At 64.4% G+C, this 20,194-nt stretch carries 15 protein-coding genes; 9 read left to right on the forward strand and 6 right to left on the reverse strand.

The annotated features are described in order from the left end of the window. Positions 1-59 precede the first annotated feature (59 nt). From IF809_RS01720 to IF809_RS01735, 4 genes are all read left to right on the forward strand, one after another. Complete coding sequence (locus tag IF809_RS01720) at positions 60-1,754, forward strand: methyl-accepting chemotaxis protein (RefSeq protein WP_462836664.1); 1,695 nt, start codon at positions 60-62, stop codon at positions 1,752-1,754. A 233-nt stretch (positions 1,755-1,987) separates the two neighbouring features. Further along, on the forward strand, positions 1,988-4,084 hold the full coding sequence (locus IF809_RS01725) for a methyl-accepting chemotaxis protein (RefSeq protein ID WP_462836665.1): 2,097 nt from the start codon (positions 1,988-1,990) through the stop codon (positions 4,082-4,084). Between the two features lie 159 nt (positions 4,085-4,243). Then, positions 4,244-7,423, forward strand: coding sequence for an efflux RND transporter permease subunit (locus tag IF809_RS01730; RefSeq protein ID WP_462836666.1), 3,180 nt, complete (start codon positions 4,244-4,246; stop codon positions 7,421-7,423). Beyond that, complete coding sequence (locus IF809_RS01735) at positions 7,410-8,606, forward strand: efflux RND transporter periplasmic adaptor subunit (protein ID WP_462836667.1); 1,197 nt, start codon at positions 7,410-7,412, stop codon at positions 8,604-8,606. The genes IF809_RS01730 and IF809_RS01735 overlap by 14 nt, the downstream gene beginning before the upstream one ends. A gap of 136 nt (positions 8,607-8,742) precedes the next feature. Here the strand turns inward: IF809_RS01735 and IF809_RS01740 are convergent, their stop codons facing one another. Both IF809_RS01740 and IF809_RS01745 read right to left on the reverse strand, forming a co-directional pair. Continuing rightward, a complete protein-coding gene (locus tag IF809_RS01740; protein ID WP_453992072.1) occupies positions 8,743-10,260 on the reverse strand; it encodes an acetyl-CoA acetyltransferase in 1,518 nt (505 codons plus the stop codon). A 113-nt stretch (positions 10,261-10,373) separates the two neighbouring features. Continuing rightward, positions 10,374-11,507, reverse strand: coding sequence for a nitronate monooxygenase (locus IF809_RS01745; RefSeq protein WP_453979775.1), 1,134 nt, complete (start codon positions 11,505-11,507; stop codon positions 10,374-10,376). Between the two features lie 273 nt (positions 11,508-11,780). Between IF809_RS01745 and yghU the strand changes: the two genes are divergently transcribed. Continuing rightward, positions 11,781-12,656, forward strand: coding sequence for a glutathione-dependent disulfide-bond oxidoreductase (gene yghU / locus IF809_RS01750; RefSeq protein ID WP_453979773.1), 876 nt, complete (start codon positions 11,781-11,783; stop codon positions 12,654-12,656). Positions 12,657-12,707: 51 nt separating this feature from the next. Here the strand turns inward: yghU and IF809_RS01755 are convergent, their stop codons facing one another. The 3 genes from IF809_RS01755 to IF809_RS01765 form a co-directional block, all read right to left on the reverse strand. Then, entirely contained in the window at positions 12,708-13,985 is a 1,278-nt protein-coding gene (locus tag IF809_RS01755) for an acyl-CoA dehydrogenase family protein (RefSeq protein ID WP_128967436.1), read from the reverse strand. A gap of 291 nt (positions 13,986-14,276) precedes the next feature. Further along, positions 14,277-14,657 carry a VOC family protein gene (locus tag IF809_RS01760; protein WP_128967435.1) on the reverse strand — a complete coding sequence of 127 codons (381 nt, stop codon included), beginning with the start codon at positions 14,655-14,657 and terminating at the stop codon, positions 14,277-14,279. Positions 14,658-14,685: 28 nt separating this feature from the next. After that, on the reverse strand, positions 14,686-15,465 hold the full coding sequence (locus IF809_RS01765) for an SDR family NAD(P)-dependent oxidoreductase (protein ID WP_462836668.1): 780 nt from the start codon (positions 15,463-15,465) through the stop codon (positions 14,686-14,688). Positions 15,466-15,632: 167 nt separating this feature from the next. Here IF809_RS01765 and IF809_RS01770 point away from each other — a divergent pair, with 167 nt between their 5' ends. From IF809_RS01770 to IF809_RS01780, 3 genes are read left to right on the forward strand one after another with little or no spacing between them, the layout of a single operon-like run. Further along, entirely contained in the window at positions 15,633-16,421 is a 789-nt protein-coding gene (locus IF809_RS01770; protein WP_128967433.1) for an enoyl-CoA hydratase/isomerase, read from the forward strand. Beyond that, complete coding sequence (locus IF809_RS01775; RefSeq protein WP_462836669.1) at positions 16,418-17,404, forward strand: phosphotransferase family protein; 987 nt, start codon at positions 16,418-16,420, stop codon at positions 17,402-17,404. Before IF809_RS01770 ends, IF809_RS01775 begins: the two co-directional genes overlap by 4 nt. 3 nt (positions 17,405-17,407) lie before the next feature. Continuing rightward, entirely contained in the window at positions 17,408-17,785 is a 378-nt protein-coding gene (locus IF809_RS01780; RefSeq protein WP_453992068.1) for a DUF6285 domain-containing protein, read from the forward strand. A gap of 135 nt (positions 17,786-17,920) precedes the next feature. Here IF809_RS01780 and IF809_RS01785 read toward each other — a convergent pair whose 3' ends face one another. Further along, positions 17,921-18,700, reverse strand: coding sequence for an enoyl-CoA hydratase-related protein (locus IF809_RS01785; protein WP_128967430.1), 780 nt, complete (start codon positions 18,698-18,700; stop codon positions 17,921-17,923). A 211-nt stretch (positions 18,701-18,911) separates the two neighbouring features. Between IF809_RS01785 and IF809_RS01790 the strand changes: the two genes are divergently transcribed. Further along, positions 18,912-20,186 (forward strand): acyl-CoA dehydrogenase family protein, encoded by a 1,275-nt coding sequence (locus IF809_RS01790; RefSeq protein WP_128967429.1) that lies wholly within the window; start codon positions 18,912-18,914, stop codon positions 20,184-20,186. Positions 20,187-20,194 lie beyond the last annotated feature (8 nt).

Below are 20,194 nucleotides of genomic sequence, written 5' to 3' on the forward strand. Positions count from 1 at the left end.
CTCGAATAGCGGCCGTCCGAATTGGAATGAATTCATAGTCCGTTCGTTTGGAGGCCCAAATGCGCAAGAATTTTCCCGTCACCGACGTCGAATATCCGGTGAGCGACGAGACGCTGATCGTCTCCCGCACCGATCTCAAGGGCAAGCTGACCTATTTCAACGACGACTTCATCGCGGCTGCCGGCTTCTCGTCGGCGGAACTGATGGGCCAGCCGCATAACATCGTTCGTCATCCCGACATGCCGCCGGAGGCATTCGACAATCTCTGGGACACGCTGAAGGCCGGCAAGCCGTGGCTCGGCGCGGTGAAGAACCGCCGCAAGAACGGCGACTTCTACTGGGTGCTGGCAACCGCGTCACCGATGCGCGAGAACGGTCAGGTCAAGGGGTACACCTCGATCCGGACCAAGCTGCCGGCCGACCAGCGCAGGCTCGCCGAAGAGGTTTACGCAGCGATCCGCGAGAAGAAGCCGCATGGCTATCGGATCGATGGCGGCATCATCCGCCGTCGTTCCTGGCTTGACGGCTTTTCCATCTTCACCAGGACGCTGAAGGCGCGCCTCGTGACGATGCTGGCGCTTCAGACGCTGTTCATGCTGGCGCTGTGTGGCGTCGGGGTGCTGTCCGCCGCGGGTTCGACCAGTCTGATCCTGTCGCTACTGGCCGTCGCGGGCGTGGGCATCGGCGGCTTCGCCGGCCTTGCGACCATGCGGGCGATCCAGGGACCGATGCAGCACCTCAACGAAACCTTGGTCAACCTGGTCCAGGACAAGCTCGACAATCGCATCGTGATCAAACGCGACGACGAGATCGGCGAGGCACTGCGCAACCTTCAGACCGTGCAGACCATCATCCGCTTCAGCCGCGACGAGGTGCAGGCGGTGCAACGCCGTGCCGATGCCCAGCGCAAAGCCGAGATGACGAAGCTCGCCAACGGCTTCGAGGCCGCGATCGGCGAAATCGTCGAGACCGTCTCGTCAGCCGCAACCGAGCTTGAGGCTTCCGCTTCGACCCTGTCCTCGACCGCGGGCCGCGCGCAGGAATTGTCGGTCGCCGTTGCGGCAGGCTCCGAAGAGGCTTCCGCCAACGTTCATTCGGTGGCGACGGCCGCCGAGGAGATGTCGTCGTCGGTGCGCGAAATCAGCCGGCAGGTCCAGGACTCATCCCGGATTGCGAACGAAGCGGTCAACCAGGCCCACGCCACCACCGACCGTGTCAGCGAATTGTCACGGGCTGCAGCGCGAATTGGCGATGTCGTCGAGCTGATCAATGCCATCGCCGGCCAAACCAATCTCCTCGCTCTCAACGCCACGATTGAAGCGGCCCGTGCGGGCGAGGCCGGTCGTGGTTTCGCCGTCGTCGCTTCCGAGGTGAAGGCGCTCGCCGAGCAGACCGCCAAGGCGACCGGCGAGATCGGCCAGCAGGTCGGCGGCATCCAGTCCGCGACGCAGGAGTCGGTGAGCGCCATCAGCGAAATCAGCGGCACCATCGCGCGCCTGGCGGAGATCTCCGCGGCGATCGCGGCGGCCGTGGAGCAGCAGGGCGCGGCCACCCAGGAGATCGCCCGCAACGTCCAGCAGGCCGCCCAAGGCACCCAGCAGGTCTCGTCGAATGTCGGAGATGTTCAGCGCGGCGCCTCCGAGACCGGTTCGGCGTCGTCGCAGGTGCTGTCAGCGGCGCAGATGTTGTCGCGTGACAGCAACCGCCTCAAGCTCGAGGTCGGCAAGTTCCTGAACTCCGTGCGCGCGGCGTAGCGGCGCGCACGACCGGACGTCAAGGTGGCGATCGCTCCGATCGCCGCCATCGTTGTGCTTTGACCGGCGCGCGGTCGACAACCATTCGATAATCATACAATCCGATGAAATCAGGCGCGGAGTTGAAACCGCGACGATCTTTGATGTGAGACAACTAGGTGTTGTGAGAGCCGGTTATTGCTTCCACCCAGCTGCCTGTTCGACGGCAGCGCTCAGGAGAGGGGAAGCTGGCCGTGCGCGTGCGAATTGGAACGATCCTGCCTCTGATTGTCTCGGCGCTTGCGCTGATGGGAGTGGCCGCCACCGCTTTCACGGCCGTTCGGGCCTATCATAGCCGAGAGGAGGCGCACGCCTTCGTCGAGCTCAACGGCATCTCGCAGCAATTGCTGCGAAGCGCCGGGCAATGGGCGCTCGAAAGGGGAATGACGAACGCGGCGCTGAACGCGCCCGAGACCATCGCTGAGGATCGCCGTGCCGATATCGGCCGGATCCGCGCGGAGTCCGACCGGTCGTTCCGCGATGCTGCACGGCGCCTGCGCAGCCTGCCCGCCATGCAAATCGCCGAACCTCGCATCGCCGAGGCCGAACGCGCGCTTCAGAACATCGAGAGCCTGCGGCAAAAGGTCGACGCCGAACTCGCCAAGCCGGGGACCGGGCGCGATCCTGCCATTGTCAGCGCGCTCGTTCCGGCCCTGACCGGCCTCATCGAGACCGCGGCTCACCGGTTGCGGCTCACCTTGGAGACGTTGACCGATGCTCCGTCGCCGGCGATGACGCGGTTTGTGGGGCTTCGCCATCTCACCGCGGAAATGGCCGAGAATGCCGGCCGCGAGCGGGCCTTTCTCGGAGGCTTGATCAGCGCCCGCGCAAAACTCACCGCCGACGGCATCGGCTTGATGTCCGGATTCCGTGGCCATGTCGAGCTTGCCTGGAACACGATCTCTCCCATTGCCCAGCGCGCCGATATTTCGGCCGATCTCGCTCAAGCGATAAAGGACGTCGAGCAGAAGTACTTCCGCCTCTATGGCTCGCTGCGCGCCGACGTGATCAAGGATGGCAAGGCCGGTGAATACAAGATCAGTGGCAACGACTACGTGGCGAGCGCGACCAGCGCCATCAACGCGATCCTGCAGCTCGGGCAGGCCATTGCCGCGGACGCTGACCGGGAGGCTGCGGGACTTGCCGCAAGCAGCAGCTTCAACCTGGAAGTCAGCGGCGGCATTCTCGTTGCGAACATTGCTCTTTCACTGCTCAGCTTCTGGGTCGCGTTCGCACGGATATCGCGCCCGCTCTCCGCGCTGACGAGCGCCATGGGCGAACTTGCCGCCGGCAATTTTGCCCTCGTGCTGCCCGGCCTCGGCCGCAACGACGAGATCGGGGACATGGCGCACGCGGTCGAACTGTTCAAGGTCAAGGCGGAAGAGAAGGCGCGCATGGAGGCGGAGGCGAAGATCAGGCAGGATCAGATCGCGACCGCGCAGCGCAAGGCAGACATGCACCGGCTTGCCGGTCAATTCGAGACGGCCATCGGCGAGATCGTCGATACGGTCTCCTCGGCTTCGACCGAGCTCGAGGCCTCCGCCGGCACTTTGAACAGCACCGCCGGCCGCGCCATGGAGTTGGCCGTAGTGGTCACCTCCGCCTCGGACGAGGCTTCCTCCAATGTGCAATCGGTCGCCTCGGCGACCGAGCAGCTCTCGTCGTCGGTCAACGAGATCAGCCGGCGGGTGCAGGATCAGGCTCGGATGGCCAACGACGCCCTTGGCCAGGCTGGGCGGACCAACGACAGGATCGGTGAATTGTCGAAAGCGGCCGCCAGGATAGGTGACGTCATCGAGCTGATCGACCAGATCGCTGGCCAGACCAATCTCCTGGCTCTCAACGCCACGATCGAGGCGGCGCGAGCCGGTGAGGCCGGCCGGGGCTTTGCGGTGGTCGCCTCCGAGGTGAAAGCGCTCGCCGAGCAGACCGCCAGGGCCACCAGCGAGATCTCGCAGCAAATCACCGACATGCAAGCGGCCACCCAGGAATCCGTCGGCGCGATCCGGGACATCGGAGGCTCGATTGCGAACCTCTCCGAGATCGCCTCGGCTATCGCGGCGGCCGTCGAGGAGCAGGGCGCAGCGACCCAGGAGATCGCGCGCAACGTGCAGCAGGCGGCCAAGGGAACGCAGCAGGTGTCATCCAATGTCGGCAACGTCCAGCGTGGCGCCGCCGAGACGGGTTCGGCTTCGTCTCAGGTCCTGTCCGCGGCACAGATGCTGTCCCGCGACTCCAATCGCCTCAAGCTCGAGGTCGGCAAGTTCCTCGATACGGTCCGCGCCGCGTGAGGGGTGCGGCCGCATGGCTGCGATGTAAATCTTGCAGTGCGGTAGCAGGGAAGTGAATGCGCGACGATTAGCGTTTCCGGCGGTGCTCGGGTAAAGGGAAAGCGGGATCGCCGTGGGGGCGGATTCCGTATTCTCGCTTGACCTGGATTTGCCTGGCGCATGATTGCTCTGGTCCGTATTGCCCTGAGCCGGCCCTATACGTTTGTCGTGCTCGCGCTTCTGCTGCTGATCATCGGACCGCTCGCGGCGCTGCGGACGCCGACCGACATCTTTCCGGACATCCGCATCCCCGTCATCGGGGTCGTGTGGCAATACACCGGCCTGCCGCCCGACCAGATGTCCGGCCGTATCACCACGCCGTTCCAGCGCGCGCTGACGACGACCGTCAACGACATCGAGCATATCACCGCCAATTCCTATAACGGCTTTGGCATCATCAAGATCTTCTTCCAGCCGAACGTCGACATCCGCACCGCCAACGCGCAGGTCACGGCGATCTCGCAGACGCTGATCAAGCAGATGCCGCCGGGGGCGACGCCGCCCTTGATCCTGAACTACTCCGCTTCGACGGTGCCGATCATCCAGGTGGCGCTGTCGGGCGATGGCCTGACCGAGCAGAACCTCGCCGACATCGGCATCAACCAGCTCCGCACGCCGCTCGTCACCGTTCCGGGGGCTGCGATTCCTTATCCGTTCGGCGGTAAGCAGCGCCAGGTCCAGATCGACCTCGATCCCACCGCACTGCAGGCCCGCGGCCTGTCAGGCCAGGACGTCGCCAACGCGCTCGCGGCGCAAAACCTGATCACGCCGGTCGGCACCCAGAAGATCGGCCAGTTCGAATACAATATCCAGCTCAACAACTCGCCGCTGAAGATCGACGAGCTCGGCAACCTCCCGATCAGGACCGTCAACGGTGCCATGGTCTATGTGCGTGACGTCGCCAGCGTCCGCGACGGCAATCCGCCTCAGACCAACATCGTTCATGTCGACGGCAACCGCTCGGTGCTGATGATGGTGCTGAAGGCAGGCGCGACCTCGACGCTCGATATCATCGCCGGCATCAAGCAGAAGGTGATCGAAGTCAAGGACCAGATGCCCGACGCGCTCAAGATCGGTTTCATCGGCGATCAGTCGGTGTTCGTTCGCGGCGCAATCGAAGGCGTCGCCTTCGAGGGCGTGATCGCGGCGCTGCTCACCAGCGTCATGATCCTGCTGTTTCTCGGCAGCTGGCGCTCGACCATCATCATCGCGGTCTCGATCCCGCTCTCGGTGCTGGGGGCCATTATCATGCTGTCGGCGATCGGCGAGACGCTGAACATCATGACACTCGGTGGTCTCGCGCTGGCGGTCGGTATCCTCGTCGACGACGCCACCGTCACGATCGAGAACATCAATTACCATCTGGAGCAGGGCAAGCCGGTCGAACAGTCGATCCTCGACGGCGCCAACCAGATCGTGACGCCGGCTTTCGTCTCGCTGCTCTGCATCTGCATCGTGTTCGTGCCGATGTTCTTCCTTACCGGGGTTGCGCGTTTCCTGTTCGTGCCGATGGCGGAAGCGGTGATGTTCGCGATGATCTGGTCGTTCATCCTGTCGCGCACGCTGGTGCCGACCATGGCGAACTATCTGTTGCAGGCTCACGTCCATCATCAGGGCGAGCCGCCGAAGTCGCGCAACCCGCTGGTCTGGTTCCAGCGCGGCTTCGAGGCGCGGTTCGAGCGCATCCGCGGCGGCTACCGCGGCCTGCTCGGGCTCGCGCTGGCGCATCGCGCGGTATTCGCGATCGGCTTCATCTGCGTGGTCGGCGCCTCCTTCGCGCTGGTACCGTTCCTCGGGCGCAACTTCTTTCCGTCGGTCGACGCCGGCAACATCCTGATGCATGTCCGCACCCAGGTCGGCACCCGCGTCGAGGAGACTGCAAACCAGCTCGCCGACGTGCAGAAGGCCGTGCGCAGGCTGATTCCGGGCGAGATCGAGACCATGACCGACAACATCGGCATGCCGATCTCCGGCATCAACATGACCTACAACAATACGGGTGTGATCGGCCCGCAGGATGGTGACATCCAGATCAAGCTCAGGGAAGGCCACAAGCCGACCGAAGAGCACGTGAAGGTGTTGCGTGAGCAGCTGCCGCGCCTGTTTCCCGGCGTCAGCTTCGCGTTCCTCCCTGCCGACATCGTCAGCCAGATCCTGAACTTCGGTGCGCCGGCGCCGATCGACCTGCAGATCCGCGGCGCCAATCTCGGCGCCAACTTCGCTTATGCCAACAAGCTGCTGGCCAAGGTTCGCAAGGTCCCGGGCATCGCCGATGCACGCATCCAGCAGTCGCCGAACGCGCCGACGTTCAACATCGATGTCGACCGCACCCGTGCGCAATATGTCGGCCTGACCGAGCGCGACGTCACCAACAGTCTCGTGGTCAATCTCGCTGGCTCTTCGCAGGTGGCGCCGACCTACTACCTCAACCCCGATAACGGCGTGTCCTATTCGATCGTGATGCAGACGCCGCAATATCAGATCGATTCGCTCAGCGCGCTGCAGACGCTGCCGATCACCGCATCCGGCAATTCGCAGTCGCCCATCCTCGGCGGCATCGCCGACATCAAGCGCTCGACCTCGAGCGCGGTGGTGTCGCAATACGACATCCAGTCGATGGTGCAGATCTTTGCGACCACCTCGGGGCGCGACCTCGGCGCGGTGTCCAACGACATCCGCCAGGTGATCGCCGAGACCGCGAAGGAGGTGCCGAAGGGGTCTTCGGTAGTGCTGCTCGGCCAGGTGCAGACCATGAATAGCGCCTTCACCGGCCTCTTGTTCGGCCTGCTGGGTGCCGTCGTGCTGATCTACTTCTTGATCGTCGTGAACTTCCAGTCCTGGTCCGATCCGTTCGTGATCATCACCGCGTTGCCGGCCGCGCTGGCCGGAATCGTCTGGATGCTGTTCACGACGCAGACGACGCTTTCAGTGCCGGCGCTGACTGGCGCCATCATGTGCATGGGCGTTGCCACCGCCAACAGCGTTCTCGTCATCTCCTTCGCGCGCGAGCGCTACGAAGAGCTCGGCGACCCCATCGCGGCCGCGCTCGAAGCCGGCTTCGTCCGGTTTCGCCCGGTGCTGATGACCGCACTCGCCATGATCATCGGCATGGCGCCGATGGCGCTGGGGTTGGGCGAGGGCGGCGAGCAGAATGCGCCGCTCGGCCGCGCCGTGATCGGCGGCCTGATCTTTGCAACCTTCGCCACGCTGATGTTTGTTCCCGTGGTGTTCAGTATGGTACACAAGAAACAAGGCGCCAAAGCCGCCGCCGCATTGGAGACCTCGCATGTCGCCCACTGAATCCCGCGCCCCGGTGTCGCACCGGAAACTGGGCATCTTCGGCGTGGTGGCGCTGATCGCGGCTGGCCTCGTCGTGGGCACCGGCATCCGTGCTCGCGAGGAGCAGGGCTCCAAGCTGAAGGAATGGACCGACGATCAGGCCGTTCCCAGCGTCGCGGTGACGCAGCCGAGCGCCAAGATCCTCGACGCCACCATCGATCTGCCGGGTCGCCTGGAAGCCTATTATCGCGCACCGATCTTCGCCCGCGTCTCGGGTTACCTGAAGAGCTGGAGCGCCGACATCGGCGCGCGCGTGAAGGCAGGGCAGGTGATCGCCGAGATCGAGGCGCCTGATCTCGACCAGCAGCTCTTGCAGGCCCGCGCCGACCTCGCCAGCCAGCAGGCCAGCGCAAGATTGTCGGAGGCAACGCTGAACCGGCGCAAGACGCTGGTCGCGTCCAACTTCGTCTCCGCGCAGGAGATCGACGAGCGCACCGCCGACCTTTCCAACAAGAACGCGGCCGTCAATTCCGGCAAGGCCAATGTCGAGCGGCTGGAGGCGCTGGCGGGTTACAAGAAGATCACTGCGCCGTTCGACGGCGTCGTGACCGCACGCGACACCGACGTCGGCGCGCTGATCAATGCGGGCGGCGGCTCGGGGCCGGCCATGTTCGTGATCTCCGACATCACCAAGCTGCGCGTCTACGTCAACGTTCCCCAGAACTACGTGCCGGCGATCAAGATCGGCGCCAAGGCCACGATTACGTTGCCCGAATATCCGAACCGCACTTTCCCGGCCACGGTGGAAGCGTCCTCGCAAGCCGTCGACGTCGCCTCAGGCACCACGCGCATGCAGCTTGGTCTGGACAATTCCAGCGGTGAGTTGATGCCGGGCGGTTATGCCAGTGTGAAGCTGAATCTCCAGCGCGACGCCGCGCCGCTCAGCATTCCCGCGAGCGCCCTGATCTTCAACGGCAGCGGCCTGCGCGTCGCGACCGTCGGCGCGGACGACAAGGTTCAGTTCAAGACCGTGACTATCGCCCGCGATCTCGGCCGCGAGATCGAGCTCGCCTCGGGCATTGCGCCGGGCGACCGCGTCATCACCGCCCCGCCGGATGGACTCTCCGACGGCGACCTGGTGCGCGTGGTCGGTGCAGGCGGGAAGCCGGCGACGGCGTCGGAGAAGCAGGCGCCGAAGGGGTAGCGCAGTCTTGTAGGGTGGGCAGATGCGCGCTTGCGCCGTGCCCACGTCGTCTCACCAAAGAGGCGGGACGTGGGCACGCTTCGCTTTGCTCACCCTACGAGAGCTTTCGCGGAGGCGTCGGGAATACGAGAGGATGTTACGCCACCCGCCACTCCGGCACGTCATCGGCGGCCATCGTGATCTCGCCGAGCGAGCCGACCGGCGTGCGGTTCATGTCGAGCAGGTGTGCCAGCGTCGCACTGTCGTGGGCATGAATCCGCCCAAGCGTGCGTCGATCATCCTCGGTGCGCAGCATCACCACGCCGTGCTCGACATCGCCGCCACGGCCATAGAGCACGGTGAAGCTCTCGACCTTGCCCTTACCCGAAGCCTCCGGGACGAACTCCGGCACGGCGCGCTTATTGCGGTCGGCCTCGGCCTGCACGCTGGTCTCCTGCGCCATCGCCTCGCGCGGCGGCGTCTTCGCAACCACCAGCGCATGGTGCTTGGTAACGAAACCGCCCTGGCCGTACAGCAGGCCGAGCCTGGCGCCCTCGCGTAAGCGCCGTACCATCGCGCAGGCCGCATGGGTCATGTAGCTGTTGAGCGGCGCACCGAAGAAAGTGAGGCCTCCGGCGACGGTGGGCTGCACCTCGGCGGAAAGACCCAGCGTCCGCCGGGCCATCTTCGGCACGCAGGGGAAGCAGCTATAGAGCTCGATCGCATCGAACTTTTTGCCGTCGCCACCTACGAGATTCATCACGGCCGTCAGCACCGCGTTCTGCGGATGGCTCTCGTAGAACTGGTCGCGCAGGAGATAGTCGGCCGGGTCCTCGGCTGATGCCCCACCGAGCGGATAGACCAGCTTGTCTTCCGCGATGCCGAGCGCACGCGCCTTGGCGAGGCTGGTGAGCAGTAGCGCGCCGCTCATGTTGACGCTCGGGTTGGCCACCATCAGCTTGTTGTAGGGCCACGCGATCAGGCGGTTGTCGGTGCTTGGCGACGTGATCTCCTCCGGTGCATAGCGCCGCTTCAGCCAGGCGTTGGGATTTTGTGCGGCGGCCTCCGAATAGCGCGACCACAGCGTTCCAGATTCAGCCATCGCCTCGCGCGGCGTCTGGCCCCAATGTGCGGAGGAGGCGGCTTCATAGAACGGATAGACCGTGACGGGCCGGAACACGCCAAGCTTGATGGCGAGTGGCTTCTGAAACGCCGCACCGCGCTTGGGCTCCGCGACATCGTGCGCGAACGGCGTCCACGGCAGCTTGACGCCGGCGCGATCGGCTTTCGTCACCGTCGACTGCGCCTCGGCGCCGCAGACCGCCGCGACCGTGCATTCGCCTCGGGCGATGCGCTTTGCCGCCTCATGGATGTAGCGGATCGGAGTCTCGCCGCCCACCGGGCCGTAGTAGCAATGCGCAGGCTGGATCCCGAGACGCTGCGCCAGAAGCTTCTCCGGATCGCGATAACGCCAGCTCAGGAAATTGACGACGTCGAGCGATTGGACCTCGGCGAGCAGCTTGGCGCCGGCATCTTGTTCGGCGCGCCGCAGCGCCTGCTCCAGCAGATCGAGCGGTTCGAGTCCCTCGGTGATCTCCTTCGGGCGGTCGACGATCTCGCCGATGCCGACGATGACGGGGATACGGTCTTCGGGGGTGTTGGTCTTGTCGGTCATTCTTTGATTCACGATGTCGGTTGTTTCGTCCTTGCGAGCGCAGCGGAGCAATCCAGAATCTTTCCGCAGAGGCAGTCTGGATTGCTTCGCTGCGCTCGGAATGACGGAAGGGCCTATTCCGCCACCAGCGCATTCATGTGCTCGACGGCTTCGGCAAACTCTTCCTTGAACTCCTGCACCACGGCGCCCGCAGATTTCACGCTGTCGATCAGGCCGACGCCCTGGCCGACGAAATAGCTGACGAGATCGCGCGCTCTGGCATTGCCGCTCGCAGCGGCACGGTCGATCGAGTTGAAGGCATCGCGGCTGATGATGCTTTGCAGCGGCATCGGCAGCGCGCCCGGACTTTCCGGCGCGCGGTCCCAGGCGTCGGTCCAGACCGAGCGCAGCTGCCGTGCCGGTTTTCCGGTGCGGCCCTTCGAGCGTATCGCATCGCGCGAGGACGCCGCGATCATCTTCTCGCGGAAGATCTCGGTGGTCTCGGACTCGACGGTGGCAAGCCACACCGATCCGGTCCAGGCGCCGGCCGCGCCCATCGCCATGCAGGCTGCCATCTGCCGGCCCGTCATGATGCCGCCGGCCGCCAGCACCGGCACCTCGCGAATCGGCTTGATCGCCTTGATCACCTCCGGCACCAGCACCATGGTGGAGACTTCGCCGCAATGGCCTCCGGCTTCGGTGCCCTGCACCACGAGAATGTCGACGCCGGCCGCGACCTGGCGCAGCGCGTGCTCCTTGGCGCCGACCAGCGCTGCAACGGGGACGTCGTGCTTTTTGCCCATCTCGATCATCGCCTTCGGCGGCACGCCGAGTGCATTTGCGATCAGCCGGATCGGATGATTGAACGACACGTCGAGCAGCTCCAGTGCCGTCTTGGCGTCGAACGGTTGCGGCTGGTCGGCGGCGACCTCGGTCGTCGTCAGCTCGATATCGTATTTCTTCAGGAGCTCGCGCGTGTAGTCGCGGTGGGCCTGCGGCACGCGCGCCTCCAGGCTTTTCCAGGTGACGTCTTTCTCGCCCGAGGTCGAGATGTTCTCCGGGATCAGCACGTCGATGCCGTATGGCTTGCCATCGACGTGATCGTCGATCCATTTCAGCTCGCGTTCGAGTGTCTCGGGCGTATGCACGGTCGCGCCCAGCACGCCGAAACCGCCGGCGCGGCTGACGGCGGCAACGACATCGCGGCAATGGCTGAAGGCGAGCAACGGGAACTCGATCCCCAGCATGCCGCAGATCGGCGATTTCATGTTTCTCTCCCTGCGGCCTTCGCGTTGCTCTTCTCTTGTTGTGCTATGCGAGGGCCGTTCGACGCTAACCCTTCGTTGCCTGTGATGCCACGCCGGATTCGGGCGAGCATCTTGCGCGCAGGCGTTGCGCCGTGCGCCTGCAGGATGGCGCGGGTCAGCCCGGATGCATGACGCCGCCCTGAGGCCCGCGTGGGACGCAGAGCCGGCGGGGCTTGCCATCGGCCATTGTCGGGCTAATTAATGCACGCGCATCTTTCTGCCGGAGCCCCTCTCATGACCGACGCCCCTGCCTACGAGCCGCCTAAGGTCTGGACCTGGAACAAGGAGAATGGCGGGCAGTTCGCCAGCATCAACCGGCCGATCGCCGGCCCCACTCATGACAAGGAGCTGCCGGTCGGCAAGCATCCCCTCCAGCTGTATTCGCTTGCGACGCCGAACGGGGTCAAGGTCACGGTCATGCTGGAGGAGCTGCTGGCGCTCGGCCACAAGGGCGCCGAGTACGACGCCTGGTTGATCAAGATCGGCAACGGCGACCAGTTCGGCAGCGGTTTTGTCGACATCAACCCGAACTCCAAGATTCCCGCGCTGATGGATCGCTCGGGTCCGGAGCCGATCCGTGTGTTCGAATCCGGCTCGATCCTGTTCTACCTCGCAGAAAAGTTCGGCGCCTTCCTGCCCAAGGACATCAAGACCCGCACCGAGGCGATGTCCTGGCTGTTCTGGCAGATGGGCAGCGCGCCCTATCTCGGCGGCGGCTTCGGCCATTTCTACGCCTACGCGCCGTTCAAGATCGAATACGCCATCGATCGCTTCGCGATGGAGGTCAAGCGCCAGCTCGACGTGCTCGATCGCCGCCTGGCCGACAATGAGTATCTCGCGGGCAAGGAATACACGATCGCCGACATGGCCGTGTGGCCGTGGTATGGCGCGCTGGCCAAGGGGCTGGTCTATGGCGCCGGCGAGTTTTTGTCGGTGCAGGACTACAAGAACGTGCAGCGCTGGACCGACCAGATCGCGCAGCGTCCGGCCGTGAAGCGCGGCCGCATGGTCAACCGCGTCTCCGGCGATCCCGCCAGCCAGCTCCACGAGCGGCACGATGCGAGCGACTTCGAGACGAAGACGCAGGACAAGATCGCGCCGGCGACCTAGGTTTCCTGCTTCACCTCTCCCCGCAAGCGGGGAGAGGTGAAAGTGGAAGGCTCAAGCCATGCTCAGCTCGTGGCGTCCCACCACCATCCAGTGCACCTCGTCCGGACCATCGGCAAAACGCAGATGGCGCACGTCCTGGTACATCTCGGCGAGCGGAGTCCAGTGCGAGATGCCGGTGGCACCGTGCATCTGGATCGCCTGGTCGATGATCTTGCAGGCCCGTTCCGGCACCATGGCCTTGACCATGGAGACCCAGACGCGGGCCTCCTTGTTGCCGAGCACGTCCATCGCCTTGGCCGCCTTCAGCACCATCAGCCGCATCGCCTCGATCTCGCAGCGGGCCTGCGCGATGATCTGCATGTTTCCGCCGAGATGGGCGATCTTCTTGCCGAAGGCTTCGCGGGTGAGGCCGCGTTGCACCATCAGATCGAGCGCCTTCTCGGCCTTGCCGATGGTGCGCATGCAGTGATGGATGCGGCCCGGGCCGAGGCGAAGCTGGGAGATCTCGAAGCCGCGGCCTTCGCCGAGCAGCATGTTCTCCTTCGGCACGCGCACATTGTTGAAGCGCATATGCATGTGACCGCGCGGGGCGTGGTCCTGGCCGAACACATACATCGGCCCGAGCACCTCGACGCCGGGCGTGTCGCGCGGCACCAGGATCTGCGACTGCTGCTTGCTGGGCGCCGCATCCGGATTGGTCTTCACCATCACGATGAGGATCTTGCAGCGGGGATCGCCGAGACCCGAGATGTAGTATTTCTCGCCGTTGATCACCCACTCGTCGCCGACGAGCTTTGCGGTGGTCGAGATGTTCTTGGCGTCGGAAGAAGCGACGTTCGGTTCGGTCATGACGTAGGCCGAGCGGATCTCGCCGTTGAGCAGCGGCTTCAGCCACTTCTCCTTCTGCTCCTTGGTGCCGACGCGTTCCAGCACTTCCATGTTGCCGGTGTCGGGCGCCGAGCAGTTCATGGTCTCGGACGCCAGCGGGCTCTTGCCGAGCTCGGCGGCGATATAGGCGTAATCGAGGTTCTTCAGGCCCTGGCCGGTCTCGTCATCGGGCAGGAAGAAATTCCAGAGGCCTTCCTGCTTGGCCTTGTTCTTGGCCTTCTCCAGCACCTCGAGCTGCTTCGGCGTGAAGCTCCAGCGATCCTCCTTGCCTTCGCCCGCCTTGGCGAATTCGATCGACATCGGTTCGACGGTATCGCGGATGAATTTCTTGACGTGATCGTAGAGCGGTCGGACCTGCTCCGACATCCTGAGATCGTTGAGCTCGTCGCCGGGATTGAGGGTGTAATTGGTGGTGCGGGGAATGTAGGTGTGTTTTGTCATTGTTCCTCCCGGGGACGTCAGAGATCGTATTGGCCGGGAGAATAATCGCAGCGCCCGGAAAGTGCGAGCGCGTATTTTTTTAGCGGCCATGCCATGCGATGGAATATCGCGACGGCGTTTGAAATGTTGTTTGAATGGTGCTGGAGCAAGCGGCAGCGGCGTGCCTCACACTCCGCTGTCAACGCCCGGCGAAGACCGGGCGATCCAGTATTCCGAGACGTCAGCGGTGGTCTGAGAGGCCGCGGCGTATTGGATTCCCGCTTTCGCGGGGAATGACGGCGGAGGATGTGGCTAGCTCGGCATCCGATGCATCGCACAAATCTTGTTGCCATCGAGGTCGCGCAAATAGGCGAGATACATTTTGACGCCCGAGCCTTCGCGCACGCCGGGCGGATCCTCGATCGGCGTTCCGCCGGCCGCGATGCCGGCCGCATGCCACGCCTCGACCTGCTCCGGCGAATTGGCCGCAAAACCGATGGTGCCGCCGTTCGCGCACGTCGCCGGTTCGCCGTTGATGGGCTTCGATACGGAGAACACACCGGTCTTGGTGATGTAGAAGATGCGATGGCCGTCGACCCTGGCCGGTCGCACGTCGAGCGTGCCGAGCAGCTTGTCGTAGAACGTCTTTGCCTTGTCGAGATTGTTGGTACCAATCATGACATGTGAGAACATCTTGCCCCTCCTTTGATGATTGTCGAACTCAAAACGCCGTATAGCCGCCATCGATCACGAACGTGTCCGCGGTGTGATACGACGAGGCCTTGCTCATCAGATACACGGCGATGCCGCCGAAATCGGATGCCTCGCCGAAGCGGCGCATCGGAATCCGCGGCATCACGTTGGCGACGAATTTCTCGTTGGCCATCAGCCCCGATGTCATGTCGCTCTTGATCCAGCCGGGCAGGATCGCATTGGCGGTGACGCCGTGGCGAGCCAGCTCGACGCCGAGCGCGCGCACCAGCGCGTTGATGGCGGCCTTCGTCGCGGCATAGTGCTCGTTGCGCGCGGTGCCGAAGATCGACGCGAGGCTCGAGGTGGCCACGAGCCGGCCGAAACGGTCGCCGGCATTGGCGCGCTCGGTCATGTGCTTCGCGGCCGCTTGAAAAGCGTGGAATACGCCGTCGAGATTGGTCGCAAACATCGTGCGCCATTCCTCCTCGGTGCGCTCGATGAAGGAACGCCGTCCACCGCCGCCGATGCCCGCGTTGGCAAAGCAGCCGTCGACCCGGCCGAAGATATCCAGCGTCGCCTTCATCGCCGCATTGACCGAGGCCGGATCGGTGACGTCGCAGACGCGCGCATCGACCTTTCCAGGCAGGCCCGCAATGCTCGCGGCAGCAGCCTTGTTCTTGTCAGCATTGCGGCCCCAGATCGAGACGTTGCAGCCCTGGCCCGCGAGGGCCTGCGCGATGCCGAGCCCGATGCCGCCATTGCCGCCGGTGATCACGGCAACGCGGCCGGAGAGGTCGAAAAGGTTCATGGCGCGTTTCCTGTTTTGGCGCGAATGCGCATCAGCCGCTGCGCGCAAGATTGCTTGCTATGCTCCGATCACCATGGACAAGAGCGCGCCAAAAATCAAATATGCGGCCCGGCAAGACGAAATTCCGGCCTGCGAAACTGACGCTCGCCGCAACCAACGAGGAAACCATGCAGTTCAAACACGTCACGCTCGATTTCGATGGGGCTGTCGCGGTCCTCAAGCTCGACCATCAGGAGGTGATGAACGCGGTCTCCGTGGACATGCTGGGCGGTCTGGCCGAGGCGCTCGACGCGATCGAGGAGAGAAGGGACGAGGTGCGCAGCGTCGTGCTGACCGGCGCGGGCCGTGCGTTCTGCACGGGCGCCAATCTGCAAGGTCGCAACAACCAGTCGAAGAAGACCAAGGCCGGCCTGACGCTGGAGACGGGCTTTCATCCGTTCCTGCGCCGCATCCGCAATCTGCACTGTCCCATCGTCACTGCGGTGAACGGTCCGGCCGCCGGTGCGGGCATGAGCTTCGCGCTGCTCGGGGACATGATCCTGTGCGCGCGTTCTTCTTACTTCCTCCAGGCCTTCCGCCGCATCGGTCTCGTGCCGGATTGCGGCTCGACCTGGCTGTTGCCGCGCCTCGTCGGCCGCGCGCGCTCGATCGAATTGTCCCTGATGGGCGAGCGGCTGCCGGCCGAGAAGGCGCTGGAATGGGGGCTCGTCAACCGCGTCTATGACGATGGCGTGTTGATGGAGGAGGCGATGAAGCTCGCACGCGAGCTCGCCTCCGGACCGACGGTCGCGCTGTCGCTGATCCGCAAGCTCTATTGGGACAGCCCCGAAAATTCCTTCGAGGATCAGCTCAACCTCGAATTCCAGTGCCAGCTCCGCGCCGGCGACACCCAGGATTTTCGCGAAGGCGTCGGTGCGTTCCTGGAGAAGCGGCCCGCGCAGTTCAAAGGCAAATGATCGAGGCCGAACTTTCACGCAGCGTCGTGCGGTGGTGCAAGGGCGCGACCGGCGTCGCCGGTGCGGAAAAACTGTCCGGCGGCGCCAGCCAGGAGACCTGGCGCTTTGACATCGTGCATCCTGATGGCGTGATCGGCGCGATTCTGCGCCGCTCGCCGAAGGGCTATGGCGCTGCGCCCACGCGCGCCGCGGGGCTTGCCGCGGAGGCGCAGCTGATGCAGCTCGCTTATGAGGCCGGCGTGCCGTCGCCGCGCGTGATGCATGTGCTGACGCCGGAAGATGATCTCGGCACCGGCTTCATCATGCAGCGGGTCGAAGGCGAAACCATCGCGCGCAAGATTCTTCGCGATGACGAGTTCGCGGCGGCACGGCCGCTGCTTGCGCGACAGATCGGCTGCATTCTCGCGGGCCTCCATCAACTGCCGCAGGATAAACTGCCCGAGTTGCGCAATCGCGGCGCCACGCAGGAGATCTCCGATTTCGAGCGCGACTATCGCAGCCTGAACTGGCCAAAGCCCGTGTTCGAGCTGGCGCTACGCTGGCTGCGCGACCACGATCCCGGCCCCTCCGCCGAGACGACACTGGTGCATGGCGATTTCCGCAACGGCAATCTCATTGTCGGCCCCGATGGTGTTCGTGCCGTGCTCGACTGGGAACTGGCCCATCTCGGCGACCCCATGGAGGATCTCGGGTGGGTCTGCGTCAATTCGTGGCGTTTCGGCGAGATCGACAAGCCCGTCGGCGGCTTTGGCGCACGCGAGGAATTGTTCGAGGGCTATGAAGCGGTCGGCCGCAAGGTCGATCCGGCGCGCGTCAAATTCTGGGAAGTGATGGGCACGCTGCGCTGGGGCATCATGTGCGGCGGCATGATGCAGCGGTTCCGCGAGGGGCCTGATCATTCGATGGAGCGTGCCATGATCGGCCGCCGCGCCAGCGAGACCGAAATCGATCTGTTGCGGCTGCTGGCGCCGCGCGGGAGCTGACCCATGCAGGACGAACCGACGCCGATCGAGCTGACCAAGGCGGTCGCCGATTTCTTGCGCAACGACATCGCGCCGCTGATCTCAGGCCATCAGGCTTTCAAGCTGCGCGTCGCCGTCAACATCCTCGATCTCGTCACGCGGCAGCTGACGCTGGAGGAGGGGAGCGATGCTGCGGAAGTCGAGCGCCTGCGGACGCTGCTCGGGATGGACGGATCGGTGACGGAGCTCAACCGTGTCCTCGCCGATCGCATCGCCAAAGGCGAGGTTGACCTCGCAACGCCGGGTCTCGCCGAGCATCTGTGGGCGACCACGATGGATAAGCTCGCGGTCGATCAGCCGAACTACGCGTCATACAAAAGGGAGCTGGGGCGCAGAGTGTAGGCGGGCGCCACGCTCTCCGCCGTCATTCCGGGGCGTCGCGTAGCGACGAGCCCGGAATCCATTCATCCACCGTTCCTGAGGTACGATGGATTCCGGGCTCGCGCCCAAGCGGGCGCGCCCCGGAATGACAGAGGCCTACCTCCCAACCCATTTGGGTGGCCGCTTCTCGGAGAACGCTTTCGGGCCCTCGATGTAATCCTGCGAGGCCACCATCGCCTTCACCGCGGGATACTCGCGCTGTTCCTCGATCGCCTGCTCCAGCGACACTGCGAGGCCCTTCCGGATGGTCTGCTTGGACGCCCGGATCGACATCGGCGAATTCCTGGTGATCATCTCCGCCCAGCGCAGCGCGGCCGCGAGCGCCTCGCCCTGCGGCACCACCTCGTTGACGAAGCCGAGCTCGAAACCCTCCTTGGCGCTGACGTGACGCGCGGTAAGGATCATGCCCATGGCGCGCTTCAGCCCGATCTGCCGCGGCAGTCGGTGCAGGCCGCCGGCGAGCGCGGCAAGTCCGACGCGTGGCTCGGGCAGTGCGAAGGTCGCGTTCTCCGAGGCAATGATGAGGTCGCAGGCGAGCGCAATCTCGAAGCCGCCGCCCATGGCAACGCCGTTCACCGCGGCGATGATCGGCTTGTCGCAGTCGAAGCGCGCGGTGAGGCCGGCGAAGCCGCCCTTGTCCCAGCCGCGTTTTCCTCCCGCCGCCTGCCACTTCAGATCATTGCCGGCGCAGAACGCCTTGTCGCCAGCGCCGGTGACGACCGCGACCCATTGCTCTGGATCGGAGGAAAAATCGTCGAACACCTTGTTGAGCTCGAAATGCGCATCGATGTGCATCGCGTTATAGACCTCGGGCCGCGACAGCGTCACGATCGTGATCGGTCCCTTGCGTTCCACCTTCGAGAATTTCAGCTCCATCGCGTGCTCCCGCATTTTCTCGTCAAGGAGTATTGGGGCCATACTACCCCGCGAAGGCGCCGGCGCGCCATCGAATTGCGCGGGTGCGCTTTGCGCCTCGCGACTCTCGGCTTGCTTGACTTGCGCGGGCTCTTCTCACCTTATTCGTGCAAAGCAGGGACGCGCCTAGCGCCTCAACGCAAAACGACAAAAATCAATCCGGGAGAGAGCCGTGGATTTCTCATTGCCTGCCGATCTCGTCGCATACCTCGGAGAGCTCGACCGTTTCATCGAACGCGAGATCAAGCCGCTGGAAGAGGCCGACGACAACATCCGCTTCTTCGATCATCGCCGCGAATGGGCCCGTACCGATTTCGAGAATGGCGGCCTGCCGCGGCACGAATGGGAAGCGTTGCTGCGGAAGGCCAAGGATCTCGCCGATGCCGCCGGCCACCTGCGCTTTCCGGTGCCGAAGCAATATGGCGGCAAGGACGGCTCCAACCTCTGGATGGCCGTGATCCGCGAACATTTTGCGGCCAAGGGCCTCGGCCTGCACAATGACCTGCAGAACGAACACTCGGTCGTCGGCAATTTCCCTGTCGTCACGATGCTCGATCGCTACGGCCGCGACGACCAGAAGGCGATGATCGACGGTTCCATCAGGGGCAAGTACCGCATCACCTTCGGCCTCACCGAACCGCATCACGGCTCGGATGCCACCCACATGGAGACGCGTGCGGTGCCGGCGACCCGCGACAACCTCAAGGGCTGGATCATCAATGGCGAGAAGATGTGGACGACGGGCATGCACGTCGCCACGCATTGCGCACTGTTCGCGCGCACCTCCGGCAACGACGGCGATGCCCGCGGCATCACCTGCTTCCTGGTGCCGGCGAAGACGCCCGGCGTGAAGGTCGAGGAATATATGTGGACCTTCAACATGCCGACCGATCACCCCCGCGTCAGCTTTACGGACGTGTTCGTGCCCGAGGATGCGCAGTTCGGCGACGTCGGCCGCGGCCTGTCGCTGGCGCAATGCTTTGTCCACCAGAACCGCATCCGCCAGGCCGCGAGCTCGCTCGGCGCGGCCGTCTACTGCATCAACGAGAGTGTCAAATATGCGCGCGAGCGCAAGCCGTTCGGCAGGGCGCTCGCCGAGAACCAGGCGATCCAGTTCCCGCTCGTCGAGCTTGCCACGCAGGCGGAGATGCTGCGCCTGTTGATCCGCAAGACCGCCTGGGAGATGGACCAGCTCACCGAGGAGCAGATCGAGCGCACGCTCTCCGACCGCATCTCGATGTGCAATTACTGGGCAAACCGCCTCTGCTGCGAATCCGCCGACCGCGCCATGCAGGTCCACGGCGGCATGGGCTATTCGCGCCACAAACCGTTCGAGCATATCTACCGGCATCATCGGCGCTACCGCATCACCGAAGGCAGCGAGGAGATCCAGATGCGGAAAGTCGCGGGATTCCTGTTCGGCTATATGGGGCCGGGGAAGCATTAAACGCGTAC

Source organism: Bradyrhizobium sp. UFLA06-24 (genome assembly GCF_054967145.1).

What these genes read in the sequence shown, in the direction of transcription:
- IF809_RS01720 (WP_462836664.1), top strand. Translation starts at nt 60, where the DNA reads ATGCGCAAGAATTTTCCCGTCACCGACGTCGAATATCCGGTGAGCGAC.
- IF809_RS01740 (WP_453992072.1), bottom strand. Translation starts at nt 10,260, where the DNA reads ATGACCGACAAGACCAACACCCCCGAAGACCGTATCCCCGTCATCGTC.
- yghU (WP_453979773.1), top strand. Translation starts at nt 11,781, where the DNA reads ATGACCGACGCCCCTGCCTACGAGCCGCCTAAGGTCTGGACCTGGAAC.
- IF809_RS01730 (WP_462836666.1), top strand. Translation starts at nt 4,244, where the DNA reads ATGATTGCTCTGGTCCGTATTGCCCTGAGCCGGCCCTATACGTTTGTC.
- IF809_RS01775 (WP_462836669.1), top strand. Translation starts at nt 16,418, where the DNA reads ATGATCGAGGCCGAACTTTCACGCAGCGTCGTGCGGTGGTGCAAGGGC.
- IF809_RS01755 (WP_128967436.1), bottom strand. Translation starts at nt 13,985, where the DNA reads ATGACAAAACACACCTACATTCCCCGCACCACCAATTACACCCTCAAT.
- IF809_RS01735 (WP_462836667.1), top strand. Translation starts at nt 7,410, where the DNA reads ATGTCGCCCACTGAATCCCGCGCCCCGGTGTCGCACCGGAAACTGGGC.
- IF809_RS01760 (WP_128967435.1), bottom strand. Translation starts at nt 14,657, where the DNA reads ATGTTCTCACATGTCATGATTGGTACCAACAATCTCGACAAGGCAAAG.
- IF809_RS01745 (WP_453979775.1), bottom strand. Translation starts at nt 11,507, where the DNA reads ATGAAATCGCCGATCTGCGGCATGCTGGGGATCGAGTTCCCGTTGCTC.
- IF809_RS01780 (WP_453992068.1), top strand. Translation starts at nt 17,408, where the DNA reads ATGCAGGACGAACCGACGCCGATCGAGCTGACCAAGGCGGTCGCCGAT.
- IF809_RS01765 (WP_462836668.1), bottom strand. Translation starts at nt 15,465, where the DNA reads ATGAACCTTTTCGACCTCTCCGGCCGCGTTGCCGTGATCACCGGCGGC.
- IF809_RS01785 (WP_128967430.1), bottom strand. Translation starts at nt 18,700, where the DNA reads ATGGAGCTGAAATTCTCGAAGGTGGAACGCAAGGGACCGATCACGATC.
- IF809_RS01770 (WP_128967433.1), top strand. Translation starts at nt 15,633, where the DNA reads ATGCAGTTCAAACACGTCACGCTCGATTTCGATGGGGCTGTCGCGGTC.